At 73.5% G+C, this 16,548-nt stretch carries 13 protein-coding genes; 3 read left to right on the top strand and 10 right to left on the bottom strand.

The genetic code is table 11. The features are described 5' to 3' along the window. The first annotated feature begins 291 nt into the window (after window positions 1-291). Window positions 292-894 carry a tetratricopeptide repeat protein gene (locus HMPREF3099_RS04140; RefSeq protein WP_070704345.1) on the top strand — a complete coding sequence of 201 codons (603 nt, stop codon included), beginning with the start codon at window positions 292-294 and terminating at the stop codon, window positions 892-894. Window positions 895-962: 68 nt separating this feature from the next. On the opposite strand, the gene HMPREF3099_RS12740 is transcribed toward HMPREF3099_RS04140, so the two are convergent. The 7 genes from HMPREF3099_RS12740 to kdpA form a co-directional block, all read right to left on the bottom strand. Beyond that, window positions 963-1,886 (bottom strand): hypothetical protein, encoded by a 924-nt coding sequence (locus HMPREF3099_RS12740; RefSeq protein WP_070704342.1) that lies wholly within the window; start codon window positions 1,884-1,886, stop codon window positions 963-965. A 111-nt stretch (window positions 1,887-1,997) separates the two neighbouring features. After that, window positions 1,998-2,786 (bottom strand): hypothetical protein, encoded by a 789-nt coding sequence (locus tag HMPREF3099_RS04130; protein WP_070704339.1) that lies wholly within the window; start codon window positions 2,784-2,786, stop codon window positions 1,998-2,000. Between the two features lie 118 nt (window positions 2,787-2,904). Further along, complete coding sequence (locus tag HMPREF3099_RS04125; protein WP_070704337.1) at window positions 2,905-3,588, bottom strand: response regulator transcription factor; 684 nt, start codon at window positions 3,586-3,588, stop codon at window positions 2,905-2,907. Continuing rightward, window positions 3,585-6,221 (bottom strand): ATP-binding protein, encoded by a 2,637-nt coding sequence (locus tag HMPREF3099_RS04120; protein WP_070704334.1) that lies wholly within the window; start codon window positions 6,219-6,221, stop codon window positions 3,585-3,587. The genes HMPREF3099_RS04125 and HMPREF3099_RS04120 overlap by 4 nt, the downstream gene beginning before the upstream one ends. A 10-nt stretch (window positions 6,222-6,231) precedes the next feature. Beyond that, entirely contained in the window at window positions 6,232-6,822 is a 591-nt protein-coding gene (kdpC, locus tag HMPREF3099_RS04115; protein ID WP_070704331.1) for a potassium-transporting ATPase subunit KdpC, read from the bottom strand. Beyond that, window positions 6,822-8,876 carry a potassium-transporting ATPase subunit KdpB gene (gene kdpB, locus HMPREF3099_RS04110; protein WP_070704328.1) on the bottom strand — a complete coding sequence of 685 codons (2,055 nt, stop codon included), beginning with the start codon at window positions 8,874-8,876 and terminating at the stop codon, window positions 6,822-6,824. Before kdpB ends, kdpC begins: the two co-directional genes overlap by 1 nt. Then, complete coding sequence (gene kdpA / locus HMPREF3099_RS04105) at window positions 8,873-10,519, bottom strand: potassium-transporting ATPase subunit KdpA (RefSeq protein WP_070704326.1); 1,647 nt, start codon at window positions 10,517-10,519, stop codon at window positions 8,873-8,875. Before kdpA ends, kdpB begins: the two co-directional genes overlap by 4 nt. A 337-nt stretch (window positions 10,520-10,856) precedes the next feature. On the opposite strand from kdpA, the gene HMPREF3099_RS04100 reads away from it, so the two are divergent. Then, window positions 10,857-12,473: an inorganic phosphate transporter gene (locus HMPREF3099_RS04100; RefSeq protein WP_070704323.1), complete on the top strand. Its 1,617-nt coding sequence runs from the start codon at window positions 10,857-10,859 to the stop codon at window positions 12,471-12,473. A gap of 61 nt (window positions 12,474-12,534) precedes the next feature. Here HMPREF3099_RS04100 and HMPREF3099_RS04095 read toward each other — a convergent pair whose 3' ends face one another. Continuing rightward, window positions 12,535-13,314 (bottom strand): putative hydro-lyase, encoded by a 780-nt coding sequence (locus HMPREF3099_RS04095; protein ID WP_070704320.1) that lies wholly within the window; start codon window positions 13,312-13,314, stop codon window positions 12,535-12,537. Between the two features lie 400 nt (window positions 13,315-13,714). Then, window positions 13,715-13,900 (bottom strand): VOC family protein, encoded by a 186-nt coding sequence (locus HMPREF3099_RS04090; protein WP_070704317.1) that lies wholly within the window; start codon window positions 13,898-13,900, stop codon window positions 13,715-13,717. 30 nt (window positions 13,901-13,930) lie between these two features. On the opposite strand from HMPREF3099_RS04090, the gene HMPREF3099_RS04085 reads away from it, so the two are divergent. Next, the gene (locus HMPREF3099_RS04085; RefSeq protein ID WP_070704314.1) at window positions 13,931-14,431 is read left to right on the top strand and encodes a GNAT family N-acetyltransferase; all 501 of its coding nucleotides are present in this window, start codon (window positions 13,931-13,933) and stop codon (window positions 14,429-14,431) included. 36 nt (window positions 14,432-14,467) lie between these two features. Here the strand turns inward: HMPREF3099_RS04085 and HMPREF3099_RS04080 are convergent. Next, window positions 14,468-16,548 (bottom strand): ATP-binding cassette domain-containing protein (locus HMPREF3099_RS04080; protein WP_070704311.1); only part of this gene is annotated, 2,081 nt, incomplete at its 5' end.

Here is a 16,548-nt window from a genome sequence, read left to right as displayed (position 1 = left end):
TGGGAACGGCCCGGGCGTGGCTGCACACCGAGCGCCGCCCGGCCGCCGCGGCGGTGCAGCTGGCCGCCGAGCACGACCTGCCCGGACTGGCCGCGGGGTTGGCCTGCAGCCTCATGACCTTCTTCGACTACGAGTGGCTCCACGAGGAGTGGCGCGCCACCGCAGGAACCGCCCTGGCCGCGGTGGAGGCCGCCGGGGCGGCCACTGGCAGCACCCCCGACCGTCCCGAGGGCGACCCCGACCTCCTGGGCATGCCCGTGGACGCCGTCACCCGCGCCCGCCTGCAGCGGGGTGGCGCAGTTCGACCTGTACCGGCAGCGCTACGAGCAGGCCGAGGAGCGTCTGCTGGAGGCGCTGGACGCCTTCGAGGCGGCGGGCGACGAGCGCGGCATCGCGCTGACCCACCTCAACCTGCTCACCGCCACCCGCGAGACGCACCGCCGGGCCGAGGCGCACTCCCACGCCCGGGAGGCCGGGCGGTGCGGGGTGCTGCGCATCCGGGCCTCCGCGCGCTCGGTCCGTGCCGGGCTGATGCTGGGCGACGACCGCCCCGAGGAGGCGCTGGAGCTCTACGACCTCGCGGTGAGCGACGCCACACGCGCCGACGACCCCCACCGCCTCGGCCTGGCTCTGCGGGGCCGCGCCCGCACCCTGGCCCGGCTGGGACGGATGCCGCGTGCGGTGTCCGAGGCGGAGCGCAGCGTGGCGTTGTTCGACCAGATCGAGGACTCCGGCTGCCTGGCGCACGCCCTGCGCATCCTCGGCGAGCTGCGCGCCGAGGCCGGCGACGAGGCCGGCGCCCGGGAGGCCATGGAGCGCGCGGACGGGCTGTACCTGACGGTCGGCCGACCCGGCGCCCGCGGGCCGTACGATGCCGCCGCGCGTTTCCGCTGAGCACGACGACGGGGCCGGGTGGGGATCAGTCCCCACCCGGCCCCGTCGCGGGTCCGAGGTGCCCGGTGTCAGTTGCTCCAGGTGAGCTTGGTGGGCATCTCGGAACCGCTGCCCCTGACGCTTGCGGTCACCGCGAGGTCGCCGGCGTCCTGCACGCCCCAGGCCACCCGGTAGGTCTGCGACTCCCCCGGCGGCACGGGGTCGCTCGGCAGGCGGATTTCCTGCGTGTAGTCGAAGATGCGTTCGGCGTCCTGGCCGCCGGACTGGGCCAGGAGGTAGTACGAACCGATGCCCAGCGGCGCGTCCCCGCGGTTGGTGACGGTCACCTCGTGGACCACCGCCTCGGAGGTCTTCTGGGCACCGGCCGCGCCCTCGGCGGGCTGGAACGGCTCGGGCCGGCCCACGGTGATCTCCACGTCACCGGCGCTGGCCGCGTCCCCGAAGGCCACCGCGGCGGCGTCCTCGTCCGGGGTGGTCGGGTCCTCCGCCGGCGTGGTCTCGTCCGGGGTCGTCGGGTCCTCCGCCGGGGTCGTCTCGTCCGGGGTGGTCGGGTCCTCCGCCGGGGTGGTCTGCTCCACCGACGTCTCGTCCCCCGTGCTCTGGTCGTCCTCGGAGTCACCCCCGAACCCGCCGAGGACGAAGAACAGCGCTGCCAGCACGGCCAGCACCAGCAGGCCAGCACCCACCAGGCATCCGATGGCGGTGCGGTCGTGCCCGCCCCCGGAGCGCCCGCCCGAGCCCCCGTGGCCCGTCATCGGGTGGGCGGGGTACGCGGGCTGTTCCCGGGCCGGGGTGGCACCGTACTGCCCGTAGGCGTCCTGGACCGGCTGGTCGTAGGGCGACGACTGCTGCCCCCCGTACACCGGCGGGGTGGGCTGGTCGTAGGGACGGGGCGACCCACCGCCACCGGCGGGGCCGGGCTGGATGCGGTGGGGCTCGGTCGGGCGGTCCTCCCAGTCGGGCGAGCCGGGGGGCGGAGGCGGTGTGGTCATGGTCTTCTCCCTCGTGCGATTGCTCCCAGTACACCTGACGCCACGCGGTCGGACGGGCGACCACGGGCCCATTCCGGTCCGTGGGTCCACGACCCGCGGTGGGTGGGACGGTCACCTCTCCCAGGTGGAGGTGCCGCGGCCCCCGTCGGGGGTCACCACCGAGCCGGTGACCGTCAGGTCCTCGGTGTCCTCCACCGACCAGCCTATGCGGAAGGTGGTGGACCCGCCGGGCTCCACCGCGCCCGACGGCTGGCCGAGGTCCTGGCCGAAGTCGAACCCGCGACGCACGTCCTCGCCGCCGGCGGTGGCCCGGAAGGTCAGGAACGAGACCTCGAAGGGCTTCTCCCCGTGGTTGGTGACCGTCACCTCCTGCACCACCGGATGCGCGTCCGGCGAGAAGCCGGCGGCGGTCTCGCTCGGGGTGAACGACTGCGGCTCGCCCACCACCACCTCCACCCCGTGCACCGTGGCCTTCTCGCCGAAGCCGACGGGCGCGGCGGACTCGACCGCTGGGACGGACGGCATTGAGGGCATGGCCGGGGTGGACGGCAGGGCGCCACCGGACGGCACCGCCGGGGCGGACGGGGCGTCCGGCAGGGTCGGTGTGGCCTGGGCGGCGTCGCCGGGACCGGCGTCCTCGGGGCGGTCCTCGTCCAGGCCTCCGAACAGCCAGAAGCCGGCCACCACCAGCAGCAGGGCCACCAGCCCGCCGCCCAGCAGGCAGCCGAGGGTGGTGCGGTCCGGCCCACCGGACGAGCCGCGCCCACCGGAGGACCGCGGCGCGGACGGGGCGGCGTCCGCCATCGGGTGGCTCCCGTCCACGGGGCCGGTCTGGATGCGCTGGGGGTCGGTGGTGCGGCTCTCCCAGTCGGGTGCCCCGAGGGTCGGCGGCGTGCTCATGGTTCTCCTCGTGCGACGGCGCCCCAGTACACACCACCGCACCAGCGGTGCGTCGCAGCCGTCCACAGGGCCCGGTCGTCGCGTGCCGTACGACGTGGCCCGCTCCCACCGACACCCCTCACCGGACCAGGCGGTAGCCCATCCCGGGTTCGGTGAGCAGGTGGCGCGGTGCGGTGGGGTCCGGCTCCAGCTTGCGGCGCACCTGGTTGGCGTAGACGCGCAGGTAGTTGGACTCGCGCCCGTAGCCCGGTCCCCACACGGACCGCAGCAGGTCCGCATGGGGCACGAGACGCCCGTCGTGGCGGGCGAGCTCCTCCAGGAAGCGCCACTCGGTTGGGGTCAGGTGCACCGGCTGGCCGGCCACCTCGCACGATGCCGTGGCGAAGTCGAGCACGAAGTGGGCGGTCACGAAGGGCGGTGTGGCCGCGTTGGTCACCGACTCTCCGCGGCGTAGGGCAGCCCGTACCCGGGCCATGAACTCATCGGAGCCGAACGGCTTCGTCACGAAGTCGTCGGCGCCCTCGTCCAGCGCCTCGACCTTGTCGTCGGAGGCCCGCCGGGCCGAGAGCACCACCACCGGCACCCGGCTCGTGCGGCGGATCCTCCGCAGCACCTCCACACCGTCGATGTCCGGCAGTCCCAGGTCGAGCACCACCAGGTCGGGTGCGTCCTGCTCCACGGAGTCCAGCGCGTCACGGCCACAGCCCACGGCCTCCACCTCGTAACCGCGGGCACGGAGGTTGATGCGCAGGGTGCGGCGGATGGCGTCCTCGTCGTCCACCACCAGGATGCGGGGGGTCATGCGTCGCCCTCCTCGGGGACCTCGGCAGCAGGGGACACACCGGCCACGGCGCAGGGCGCGCCCGGTGACGAGTGGTCGACCCCGGGATCCGGTGCGGGCAGGGTCACCAGCATCGTCAGCCCGCCGCCGGGAGTGGGCGCGGCCTCCAGGGTGCCACCCATTTCCGTGACCAGGCCCCTGGCCACCGCCAGACCCAGCCCCACGCCGTTGCCGGCCGGCACGTCACCCAACCGTTGGAACGGCTCAAACATGCGCGCCCGCTGGTCGGCGGCCACGCCCACCCCGGTGTCCGCCAGCTCGAGCACCACGGTGGCGCCCGAGGGATCCGCGTCGTCTCCCTCCACCCGGCGGGAGCGAAGCCGCACCGGTTCCCCGGCGGGCTGGTGGCGCAGGGCGTTCTCCAGCAGGTTGCCCAGCACCCTTTCCAACAGACCGGGGTCGGCCAGCACCACCCGGGCGGCGGGGTCGAAGTCGCACTCGACCGCGGTGGCACCCTCCTCCCCCTCCAGGGCGCTGTGCACCGTCTCGGCCAGGTCCACAGGACGCAGTGTGGCCACCACGGCCCCGAACTGCAGGCGCGACATGTCCAGCAGGTTGTCCACCAGGGCCTCGAGGCGGTCCGAGGAGTGCTCGATGATCTCCTGCAGCTCCTCGCGATCCTCCGGAGCGAAGTCGACCTCGGTGCTGCGCAACGACCCGATGGACGCCTTGATGGCGGCCAGCGGGGTCCGCAGGTCGTGGGAGACGGCCGAGAGCAGCGCCCGGCGGGCCCGGTTGTCGCGGGCCAGCTCGTCGGCGGTACGCGCCTCCGCCTCCAGGGCGCGGCGCTGCACCACGGCCTCGGCGTGCACGGCCAGGGCGGAAACCACGCGCCGCTGCATGGCCTCCAGCGGTCGGTCGGTGACCAGCACCAGCTGGTGGCCGTCTCCCACCGGTTCCCGCAGGGTCTCGGCACCCTCCGCAGTGCCTGCTGGCGGCTCCGATGCGGTGTCGGCAGGTCCGTCCGTGGCGTCCGCCGACGCCTCGACCACCGGCGGGCTCCCCTCCTCGAGGCGCACCAGGGACACCCGGCGCAGGCCCAGCAGCTCCACGGCCTGGCGCAGGAGGGTCCCCATCGGGTCGGCACTGCCCAGCACGGTGGGCGCCAGGGCCGCCAACGAGTGCGAGACCTGCTGGGCCCGCACGGCTGCCTGGGCCCGCCTCGCCCGCGCATGGACCACCCCTGCCACGAGCCCCGCGATGAGCACGTACACCACGATGGCGGCCACGTTCTGCGGGTCGGAGATGGTCCACTCGTGCACCGGCGGGGTGAAGTACCAGTTGAGCAGGGCCGAGCAGATCACCGCCGAGGCCACGGCCGGCCAGAGTCCGCCGGCCAGGGCCACCACCACGGTCACCAGGAGGTAGACCTGCACGATGAGGGGCAGCGCCCCGCCGGAGGGCAGCAAGGTCATCGGCGGCGTGAGCAGCAGCGGCAGCAGCACCGCCAGCACCCATCCCCAGCGCACCTGCTCGGCCGGGAGGTCCGCCACCGGGCGGGAGAGCCCACCGCGGCCGGCCAACGCATGGGTCACCACGTGCACGTCGATCTCACCGGAGTCCCGGATGATCTTCTCGCTCGTGCCGGCGTCCACGGCACGGCGCCACCACGGCCGCCGGCTGGACCCCACCACCACCTGGGCGGCGTTCACGCCGCGGGCGAACTCCAGCACGCCCTCGGCCGGGTCGCGCCCGGTGACGGTGTGGAAGGTGCCTCCGAGCTCCTCGGTGAGCTGTCGCAGCCCGGCCACCGCGCCCGGCGAGGAGACGGTGAGTCCGTCCATGGGGGCCACGTGCACGGCATGGAAGGCCCCTCCGGCCGACCGCCCGGCGATGCGGGCGCCGCGACGCAGCAGCGTGCTGCCCTCGCGTCCCCCCGAGACGGCCACCACCACCCGATCGCGGGTGGGCCAGGTGCCATCGATGCCGTGCTCGATCCGGTAGGCGGCCAGGCCCTCGTTGACCCGGTCGGCGAGCCACAGCAGGGCCAGCTCGCGCAGGGCGGCCAGGTTCCCGGGCCGGAAGTAGTTCTGCAGCGCGGAGTCCACCCGCTCGGGCCGGTAGACCAGACCGTCGGTGAGACGTGCCCGCAGGGCCTCCGGCGAGAGGTCCACGAGCTCCACCCGGTCGGCGGCGCGCACCTGGGCGTCGGGAACGGTCTCGCGCTGCACCACCCCGGTGATGGCGGTGACCGTGTCGTTGAGCGACTCCAGGTGCTGGATGTTCACCGTGGAGATCACGTCGATGCCGGCCTCCAGCAGGGCGCGCACGTCCTGCCAGCGCTTGGCGTTCTCCGAGCCGGGCGCGTTGGTGTGAGCCAGCTCGTCCACCAGCGCCACCTCGGGTCGACGGTCCAGCACGGCCTGCAGGTCCATCTCCTCCACGGCCACCCCGCGGTGCACGGTGCGGCGGCGGGGCACCACCTCCAGCCCCTCGGCGCGCCGCCGGGTGGCGGGGCGGTCGTGGTCCTCGAGGTACCCGATGACCACGTCCACCCCGTCGGCCGCGAGGGCGTGCCCCTCGTCCAGCATCGCGCAGGTCTTGCCCACGCCGGGGGCGGCGCCGAGTCGGATGCGGAGTCGTCCCTGGCTCATGGCGTGATTGTCACCGGTCCGTCCCGACGGCGTCGGCCAGGGCCAGGTTGAGCAGCAGGACGTTCACCCGGGGCGCCCCGACGAACCCCAGCGAGGGGCCGTCGGTGTGCTCCTCCACCAGCGCACGCACCTGCTCGACGGGGAGGTCGTTGGCGGCGGCCACGCGCGGCAGCTGGTACTCGGCGTACTCGGGGCTGATGTGGGGGTCCAGCCCGGACCCCGATGCGGTGACCGCGTCGGGCGGGACCGGCCCAGCGGCATCGGGGTTCTCCTGCCTCACGGCGGCCAGGCGCTCCCGGACGACCTCCAGCTGGGCGGGCTCGCGGGTGCCCAGGTTGCTGCCGCCGCTGGAGGCACCGTCGTGGTCGGTGGCCGAGGGGCGGGGGTGGAACCACCGCGGGTCGGTGGTCTCCTGCGAGAACAGCGCCGAGCCCACGGCACGGCCGTCGTGGTGCACCACCGAGCCGTCGGCCCGGGCCGGCAGGGCACGTCCGGCCAGCAGCACGGCGGCCGGGTAGAGCACGCCGAGCACCACGGTCATGACCAGCAGCATCCGCACGGCGGCGAGCAGGGGACGGGTCAGGGAGGAGTTCACGTTCATCACACCATTCCGGGAATCTGGGAGACGACCAGGTCGATCAGCTTGATCCCGACGAAGGGGGCCACCAGGCCACCGACGCCGTAGACCAGGAGGTTGCGGCGCAGCAGTGCACCGGCGGACGCGGCCCGGGCGTGGACGCCCCGCATGGCCAGCGGAATGAGCGCCACGATGATCAGGGCGTTGAACACCACCGCCGAGAGCATGGCCGACTGGGGGCTGGCCAGGTGCATCACGTCCAGGCGCCCGAGCCCCGGCAGGACGCCGGCGAACAGGGCGGGGATGACGGCGAAGTACTTGGCCACGTCGTTGGCCACCGAGAAGGTGGTCAGGGCCCCGCGGGTCACCAGCAGCTCCTTGCCCACGCGCACCACGTCGATCAGCTTGGTGGGGTCCGAGTCGAGGTCCACCATGTTGGCCGCCTCCTTGGCGGCCTGGGTGCCGGTGTTCATGGCCACTCCCACGTCGGCCTGGGCCAGGGCGGGGGCGTCGTTGGTGCCGTCACCCGCCATCGCCACCAGCCGGCCGCCGGACTGCTCGGCCCGGATGAGGCGCATCTTGTCCTCCGGCGTGGCCTCGGCCAGCACGTCGTCCACACCGGCCTCGGCGGCGATGGCGCGGGCGGTGAGCACGTTGTCACCGGTGACCATGACGGTGCGGATGCCCATGGCGCGCAGCTCCTCGAAGCGCTCGCGCATGCCGTCCTTGACCACGTCCTTGAGCGCCACCACACCCAGCACGCGGGCCGGGCGGCCGGGACGCTGCTCGGCCACCACCAGCGGGGTCGAACCCTGCTGGGAGACCTCGTCCACGATCGCCCCCAGGGCGTCGCCCACGGTGCCACCGGCCTCCCGCACCCAGGCGCCCACGGCGCTGGCGGCCCCCTTGCGCAGGCGGGTCCCGTCGGGCAGGTCCACGCCGCTCATGCGGGTCTGGGCGGTGAACGGCACCGGTTCGGCACCGGCGGCGGCCAGCTCCTCCACGGTCGGACGTGCGCTCCCGGGGGCGGCGCGGTCGGCGGCCCACTCCACGATGGACCGCCCCTCCGGCGTCTCGTCCCAGAGCGAGGAGGTGCGGGCCGCTGCGACGGCCTCGGCCTCCTCCACACCGGCTGCGGGGTGCACGGCATCGGCCCGGCGGTTGCCGTGGGTGACGGTGCCGGTCTTGTCCAGCAGCAGCGTGTCCACGTCACCGGCGGCCTCCACGGCCCGGCCGGAGGTCGCCACCACGCGGCGCTGCACGAGGCGGTCCATGCCGGCGATGCCGATGGCCGAGAGCAGCGCCCCGATGGTGGTGGGGATGAGGCACACCAGCAGGGCCACGAGCATCACCGGCTCCACCCGGCTCCCGCTGTGCACGGCCAGGGGTTGCAGGGCCATGACCGTCAGCAGGAACAGGATGGTGAGCACCACCAGCAGCACCGAGAGGGCCTTCTCGTTGGGGGTGCGCTGACGGTCGGCCCCCTCCACCAGGGAGATCATCCGGTCGATGAAGCCGGCGCCGGGCGCGCTCGTCACGCGCACCACGATGCCGTCGGAGACCACCGTCGTGCCGCCGGTCACCGCGCAGCGGTCCCCACCGGACTCGCGGATCACCGGGGCCGACTCACCGGTGATGGCCGACTCGTCCACGGTAGCCACCCCCTCGTGGACGTCACCGTCGCAGGGGATGACCTGCCCGGCGGTCACCACCACGAGGTCGCCCACACCCACCTGTTGGGCGGGCACCTCCTCGGTGCTGCCGTCAGGCAGCAGGCGCAGGGCCGTGCGGTCGGTCTGGGCGGCGCGCAGGGAGTCGGCCTGGGCACGTCCACGACCCTCGGCCACGGCCTCGGCCAGGTTGGCGAAGAGCAGGGTGGCCCAGAGCCACAGCGTGGTGCCGATGCTGAACACGGTGGGGTCCAGCACCGTGTACAGGGTGGTCAGACCCGAGCCGATGAGCACGACGAACAGCACCGGCTGGTCGATGACGTGGCGCGGGTCGAGCTTGCGGAACGCCTGGGGCAGCGCGTCGAGGGCGGTGCGGGACAGGGACGAGCTGGACGGGGTGGTGCTCATGAGAGGGCCTCTCCGATGGGTCCGAGGGCGAGCGCCGGCAGGTAGGTGAGGCCGGCGACCAGGAGGGTGACGGCGAGCAGCAGCACCGCGAAGGTGGGTGTGGCCGTCGGGAGGGTGCCGCGCGTGGCCGGGCGGCGGGTGCGGGCGGCCAGGGCCCCTGCCAGTCCCAGCACCACGGCGATGGTCGCGAAGCGACCCAGCAGCATGCAGAAGGCCAGGCTGAGTGTGAACCACTCGTCGGAGGCCGTCAGGCCCGCGAACGCGGACCCGTTGTTGTTGGCTGCCGAGGCATAGGCGTAGAGCACCTCGCTGAGACCGTGCGGTCCGGAGTTGTTCAGCGCCGCCCCGGTGCCGGGCACGAGCACCGCCACGGCGGAGCACCCGAGCACCAGGGTGGGCACCACGAGCACGCTGAGAGCGGCCCAGGTGATCTCCTTCTGCCCGATGGACTTGCCGAGCAGCTCCGGGGTGCGTCCCACCATCAGGCCAGAGAGGAAGACCGCCACCACCAGCATCACGAGCATGCCGTACAGGCCCGAGCCCACACCGCCGGGCGACAGCTCGCCGAGCAGCATGTTGAGCATCAACATGCCGCCACCGACGGCGCTGTAGGAATCGTGCATCGAGTTGACCGCACCGGTGGAGGTTCCGGTGGTGGCAGCTCCGAAGACCACCGACCACGGCACGCCGAAGCGCACCTCCTTGCCCTCCATGCCGCCGGCCGTCCCCCGGGCGGAGACCATCTCGGCCCAGCCGATGACCACCACCGAGCAGGTGAGCAGGGCCCCCATCACGGTGGCCAGCAGGGCACCGTGACGGGCGTCACCCACCATCAGGCCGAAGGTGCGGGTCAGGGCGAACGGGATGACCAGGATGAGGCAGATCTCCAGCACGTTGGTCCACGGGGTGGGGTTCTCCAGGGGGTGTGCCGAGTTGGCGTTGAAGAAGCCACCGCCGTTGGTGCCGACCTCCTTGATGGCCTCCTGCGAGGCCACCAGTCCGCCCTGGAGCACCTGCGTGCCCCCGGAAAGGGTGGTCACCTCGGAGGGTGCCTGCAGGGTCTGGACCACACCGCCGAGCAGCAGGAGCAGCGCACCCAGGGTGGCCACCGGCAGCAGCACACGGAAGACGGTGCGGGTGAGATCCACCCAGAAGTTGCCCACGGTGTCCGCACCGCTGCGGGCCAGGGCACGCAGCAGTGCGCCCGCCACGGCGATGCCGGTGGCGGCCGAGACGAAGTTCTGCACCGTCAGGCCCGCCGCCTGCACCAGGTAGCCCGCTCCGTCCTCACCGGAGTACGACTGCCAGTTGGTGTTGGTGGTGAAGCTGACGGCCGTGTTGAGGGCGGTGTGCCAGTCCATGGAGCGGCCCAGCCCGTAGGGCAGGTGGCCCTGCACCAGGATGAGTCCCCAGAGGAGCAGCACGGACGCGACCGCGAAGGCGAGCACCGCGGCCAGGTAGGCCCGCCACGGCTGCTCGGCGCGGGGGTCGACGCCCACCAGTCGGTAGGTGAGGCGTTCGACGGCCCAGTCGTGCTCGTCGGTGAGGACCCGGTGGAGCCAGCCACCGAGCAGGTGGGCGGGAACGACGAGGAGGGCGGCGACGACGGCCAGCCCCAGCAGGGAGTGCACGAGGATGTTCACGGCACCACCTCAGTAACGGTCCGTCACGAACATGTGGACGATGTAGGCCAGGGTCGCGATCCCGGCACCCAGCGCGATGAGATCTTCGAACATGTCCCCCATCGGACCTCGCGGACACCGGGGTGGTGCGGGGCGTTGACGTGGGCCTGATGCCCTCTTGACGCGTTGTTGACGGCCGACACCGGCCACCCACCGCACAGACGGGGTGGTTCCCCGCCGGGCCCTCACCTCCCCGTGCTGTCGGCCTCCCCCTGTTCACCCACAGGAAACCCGCGCGTCGCCGAGGTGGGGCACGCTGTGCCCACGTCTTGTCCCCTCCCGTCGCACAGGAGTTCCCGTGGCCACCGCCGCACCCGAGCCCCCACCCACCACCGACGCCGGCCGCCACGGCGACGGCGGCCGCGACCTCTGGTGGCACCTGCTGTTCGCCGTGATGCTGGTGGGCACGCTCATCACCTTCACCAGCTGGGCCACCGGGCAGATCGACTCCCACCACGCGGTGCTCGTGGTGACGATCCTCTTCGGCCTGTTCATGGCCTTCAACATCGGCGGCAACGACGTGGCCAACTCGTTCGGCACCTCGGTGGGTGCCGGCACGCTGAGCATGAAGCAGGCCCTCATGGTGGCCGCCGTGTTCGAGGTGGGCGGCGCGGTCCTGGCCGGTGGTGAGGTCACCGAGACGGTGCGCTCCGGCATCGTGGACCTGGACGGCATGGCCCTGGCGCCCATGGACTTCGCCTTCATCATGATGTCGGCGCTCCTCGGGGCGGCCGTGTGGCTGCTCGTGGCCACCCAGATGGGCTGGCCGGTCTCCACCACGCACTCCATCGTCGGCGGCATCGTCGGCGCGGCGGTCACCCTCGGCCTGGTCACCGGCGAGGGCGGCTGGGAGATGGTGCAGTGGGGCGAGATCGGCCAGATCGTCATCTCCTGGTTCCTCTCCCCGCTGCTGGGCGGCGTCATCGCCTACCTGCTGTTCGGCCTCATCAAGCGGGGCATCCTGCAGTACAACGAGGCCGCCGACGAGCGCCTGCGCCGCATCAAGACCGAGCGCATCGAGCACCGCGCCCGCCACAAGGAGGCCTTCGAGCGCCTCAGCGAGCTGCAGCAGATCTCGTACACCAACGCCATGGCCCGCGACGCCGTGGTGGTGAGCGCCGACGGCGACTTCGACCGCGACGAGCTGGAGACCGACTACTACCGGGAGCTCTACCGCATCCAGGACCAGCGCGACGACGTGGCCGCCCACAAGGCCCTGGAGACCTGGGTGCCGCTGCTGGCGGCCTTCGGCGCCATCGTCATCACCGCGATGCTGCTGTTCAAGGGGCTCAAGAACCTGCACCTCACCGACGGGGTGGCCGACAACCTCATCGTGCTGGCCATGGTGGGCGCGGCGGTGTGGGTGGCCGTGTTCATCTTCGCCAAGAACCTCAAGCAGCAGTCGCTGGCCCGTTCCACCTTCGTGCTCTTCAGCTGGATGCAGGTGTTCACCGCCTGCGCGTTCGCCTTCAGCCACGGCTCCAACGACATCGCCAACGCCGTGGGACCGTTCGCGGCGGTGTTCGACGTGCTCAAGACCGAGCAGATCGGCGAGGAGGCCGCCGTGCCCGCCCCGCTGATGCTCGCCTCGGGCGTGGCCCTGGTGGCCGGTCTGTGGTTCATCGGCCGCAAGGTCATCACCACCGTGGGCTCGGGCCTCACGCAGATGCACCCGGCCAGCGGGTTCGCCGCCGAGCTCTCGGCCGCCGGTGTGGTCATGACCGCCTCGCTGCTGGGGCTGCCGGTGTCGTCCACGCACATCCTCATCGGCGCCGTGCTGGGCGTGGGTCTGGTGAACCGGGCGGCCAACTGGAACCTCATGAAGCCGATCGCCCTGGCGTGGGTCATCACCGTGCCGGCCGCGGCCGTGGTGGGTGCCGGGGGTGTGCTGGTGCTGCGGGCCGTGTTCGGCTGAGGCGTCCCCGCACGCGGCGGGCCGGGCGGGGACTCCCTGCCCGGCCCGTTCGCGTGAGGGCTCAGCGGCGCCCGTCGAGCACGTCGGTGACGAACATGTGTCCCGGCGCGTGCGTGATCGCCCACGGCGGGCGGGAGGCCTCGATCACCGCCTGCGGGGTGACGCCGCACGCCCAGAAGACCGGCACGTCGTCGGGCTCCAGGTCGGTGGGGTCGCCGAAGTCGGGGCGGGCCAGGTCGGCGATGCCGAGGGCGGCCGGGTCGCCGGCGTGCACCGGGGCGCCGTGGGCCAGGGGGACGTTCGCGCTGGTGGTGCTGGCCGTGGGCACCAGCGGCAGCGGCATCGGCCGCATCGAGACCACGAGCTCGCCGTGCAGTCGGCCGGCCGGGGTGAGCTGGCGGTCGGTGAGGTACATGGCCACGTTCCGCCCCTGGTCGATGTTCCGCACCGGCACCCCCGCGGACTGCAGCGCCGCCTCGAAGCCGAACGAGCACCCGAAGAGGAAGGCCACCGCGTCGTCGCGCCAGTGGGCGGTGGCGTCGGGCACCTCGTCGGTGACCTGCCCGTCGCGCCAGATGCGGTAGGCCGGCAGGTCGGTGCGCAGGTCCGCGCCCCGGGCCCACGAGGTGGTGGGGTCGCCGGGGTCGGTGACGTCCAGGAGCGGCATCGGGGCCGGGTTGCGGTGGGCCAGCAGCAGCATGTCGAAGGCCCAGTCGGCCGGCAGCACCACGAGGTTGGCCTGGGTGACGCCCGGGGCCACGCCACTGGTGGGGCGCACCTCGCCGGCGCGGTAACGGGCGCGCGCCTCGCGGGCGGCGGTCACGGCATCGGGGGTGGTCATGGCGCCAGCGTAGGCGGGCGGGGTGGGCGAGGCGGCCAGTGCGGCTCAGGCGGTCGGCTCTCGCCGCGCGTCGGGGCGGGCCGGCGCACGGGAAAGGTCACCGCGCACGGGAAAGGTGCTCCCCACACGGCTTGTTTCCCGCGCGGAGAGCACCTTTCGCGTGCGCACGGCAACTTCGCGTGCGGAGAGCGCCCTGGCGCAGGCGGACGAGGCGGCCGACGGGGACGGGTGGGGCCGGGTCCCCGGCCGTCCCGGGACGCCGCCCCATGAGCCCGGCGGCGGCTCCGCGCGGCTCAGACGGTCGGCTCAGAGCTGCCAACGTTCACGCCCCAGTTGATGCCGGACGTGTCCGTGAGGTCGCCGTAGACGTCGCCCCACATCTGCTGCTCCATGGGCATGTTCACCGCGCCTCCTCGGCCAGGCCGTCGAACTGGCGGCGCAGGGTGGCCTCGTCGGAGCCCCACAGCACCAGGTTCATGCCGCCGCGCACCACCTCGTCCTCGGGGCGGGTGCCGTCGGCCGCCATGAGCACGTAGCCGCCATCGGTCTCCAGCTGGCCGTGCATGACGCCCTCCGGGGAGCCCATGGCCGATCCGGCCGTGTGCCACCATGCCGTATGCCCTCCCCCGCACCCCGCCTGCGCGTGGCCACCCCGGCCGATGCCGCCGCTTGCGCCGCCATCTACGCCCCGTCCGTCCGCGACACCGCCATCACCTTCGAGCTGGAGGCCCCCGACGCCGCGGAGATGGCCCGCCGCATCGAGGGGGCGCTGCGGCACCACACCTGGCTGGTGGCCGAGGAGGGCGGCGAGGTGCTCGGCTACGCCTATGGCGGGCGCCACCGGGTGCGCGCCGCGTACGACACCACCGCGGAGGTGAGCGTCTACCTGGCCGAGGCCGCGCGCGGCCGGGGCCTCGGCCGCCTGCTCTGCGAGCGGCTGCTCACCGACCTGGCCGGCCGCGGGCTGCGACTGGCCGTCGCCGGCATCACCCTGCCCAACGCCGCCAGCGTGGCCCTGCACGAGCACCTCGGCTTCGAGCACGTGGGCACCTTCCGGCGCGTGGGGTGGAAGTTCGGCGAGCCGCACGACGTGGGGTGGTGGCAGCGCGACCTCTGAGGCCGCCCCGCCGCCCTACCGGGTCCCGCCGGGCCCTCAGCGGCGGGTCGAGCGCTCCACCAGCAGCCAGGCCATCACCGAGGCCACCGCGTGCAGCAGCAACAGCACCAGCGCGCTGAGCAGGTACACCGGCAGCTCGTGGTCCCACAGCGGGTCCTGGGTGCTGCGGCGCGCGGTCAGGGTCTGCAGGTCCACCGAGGAGGCCGCCATCGCGTAGCCCCACCGGGTGGGCGAGAGCCACGCCGCCTGCTCCAGCCCGGCCCGGTCCACCACCGGGAACAGGCCGCCGCTGAGCACGAGCATCACCATCATCGCCACCACCAGGGTGGGCATCACCTGGTCCAGCGTGCGCAGCACCGCCGAGACGCACAGCCCCACCGCCACGCACGCCGCGGCGCACAGGCCCATGGCCAGGGTGAGCTCCCACCACGACAGGCCGAAGTGCGAGAACTCCGGGCGCCCCGTGTGGGCCAGCGTCACGGCCACGAGGATGCCGGCCTGCAGCACCGCCACCACCGAGAGCAACGACACCTTGGCCGCCATGTAGGCCAACGGGCGCAGGCCCACCGCGGCCTCCCGGCTGAAGATCGGCCGCTCGGCCACCAGGTCGCGGATGCTGCCGGCCACGCCCATGAACGCCGCTCCCACGGCCACGATGAGCAGCACCATCATCGGGGAGGAGGAGGGGCGGGCCTCCATGCTGGGCTCGCGGAACCCCGCATCGCCCGGCACGAGCCAGGAGAGCAGGCCCACGAGCACCGGCATCGCCAGGGTCATGGCCACGTACACGGGGTCGGCGGCCATGACGCGCAGCTGGCGCCGGACCACCACCGACCACTGCCGCATCGGCGACTGCTGGCGCACCGGCTCGGAGATCTCCCCCGCCGGGCGCCGTGCCGGGGCCGGCTGTGGCGGACGGGTGCGGGCGAAGGCGGCCTCCACGCCCTCGGGGTCGGCGGAGACCTGCTCGAAGACGTCGGCGTGGTTGTCCGCCCCGAAGTGCGGCAGCAGCCCGGCCGGCGGGCCGAAGTAGGCCACGCGTCCGCCGGGGGCCAGCAGCAGCACCCGGTCGCACAGGTCCAGGTTGGCCACCGAGTGGGTGATGACCGCCACCGTGCGCCCGCCGTCGGCCAGCTCGCGGAAGGTGGTCATGAGGCGCTTGTCCAGGCCCGGGTCGAGGCCCGAGGTCGGCTCGTCGAGGAACAGCAGGGAGGGCTCGGTGAGCAGCTCCATGGCCACCGAGACGCGCTTGCGCTGCCCACCGGAGAGCCGGTCGATGCGGGTGCCCGCGTGGGGCGTCAGCGCGAGCGCCTCCATCACCTCGGCCACGCGGGCGGCCCGGGCGGCGGGCTCCACGTCCTCGGGGAAGCGCAGCTCGGCGGCATAGCCCAGGGCGGCACGCACGGTGAGGTGGCGGTGCACGATGTCGTCCTGCGGCACGATCCCGATGCGGTGGCGCAGCTGGTCGTACGAGGCGTAGAGGTCCAGCCCGTCGTAGAGCACCTCCCCCTCGGTGGCCGGGCGGGAGCCGGTGAGCGCGCCCAGCAGCGTGGACTTGCCCGCACCCGACGGGCCGATGACGGCCAGCAGGCTCGAGCGCGGCAGCTCCAGGTCCACGCCCTGCAGCAGCACCTTGCCCGAGCCGAGGCGCACGCCGAGCCCGTGGGCGGTCAGGGAGACGTTGCCGTGGTCGCTGCCCATCACCAGGGCGCCGTCGCGCACCCGGAAGGTCGCGTGGCCCACGGCCAGGCGCTGCCCCTCGGTGAGCAGGCCGGACTCCACGCGCTGGCCCTCCAGGTAGGTGCCGTTGCTGGAGCCCAGGTCGGTGACGGCGAACCCCTCGGGCCGGGCCTCCAGACGCACGTGGCGGCGGCTGACGAGCAGGTCCTCCACCTGGATGTCGCAGTCGCGCTCGCGGCCGATGGTGAGCACCTGGCCGGGCTGCAGGTGCCAGCTGCCCTCGGTGCGGGCGGTGGCGTCGTCGGGGGTGGTGATGGTGGCAGTCGGTGCGCCCGGGAGGGGGCCGGTGCCGTCGAGGGGGTGGAGGCGGGTGGCCTCCGGCGGGGCCGGCTCGGCGGGTGCGGGCTCGGCGGGTGCAGGCTCCGGCTCCGGCTCGG

This window comes from Kytococcus sp. HMSC28H12 (assembly GCF_001816045.1).
GTDB lineage: Bacteria > Actinomycetota > Actinomycetes > Actinomycetales > Dermatophilaceae > Kytococcus > Kytococcus schroeteri.
Note: the sequence above shows the minus strand (reverse complement) of the source record. Positions and strands in the feature narration are given on the sequence as shown.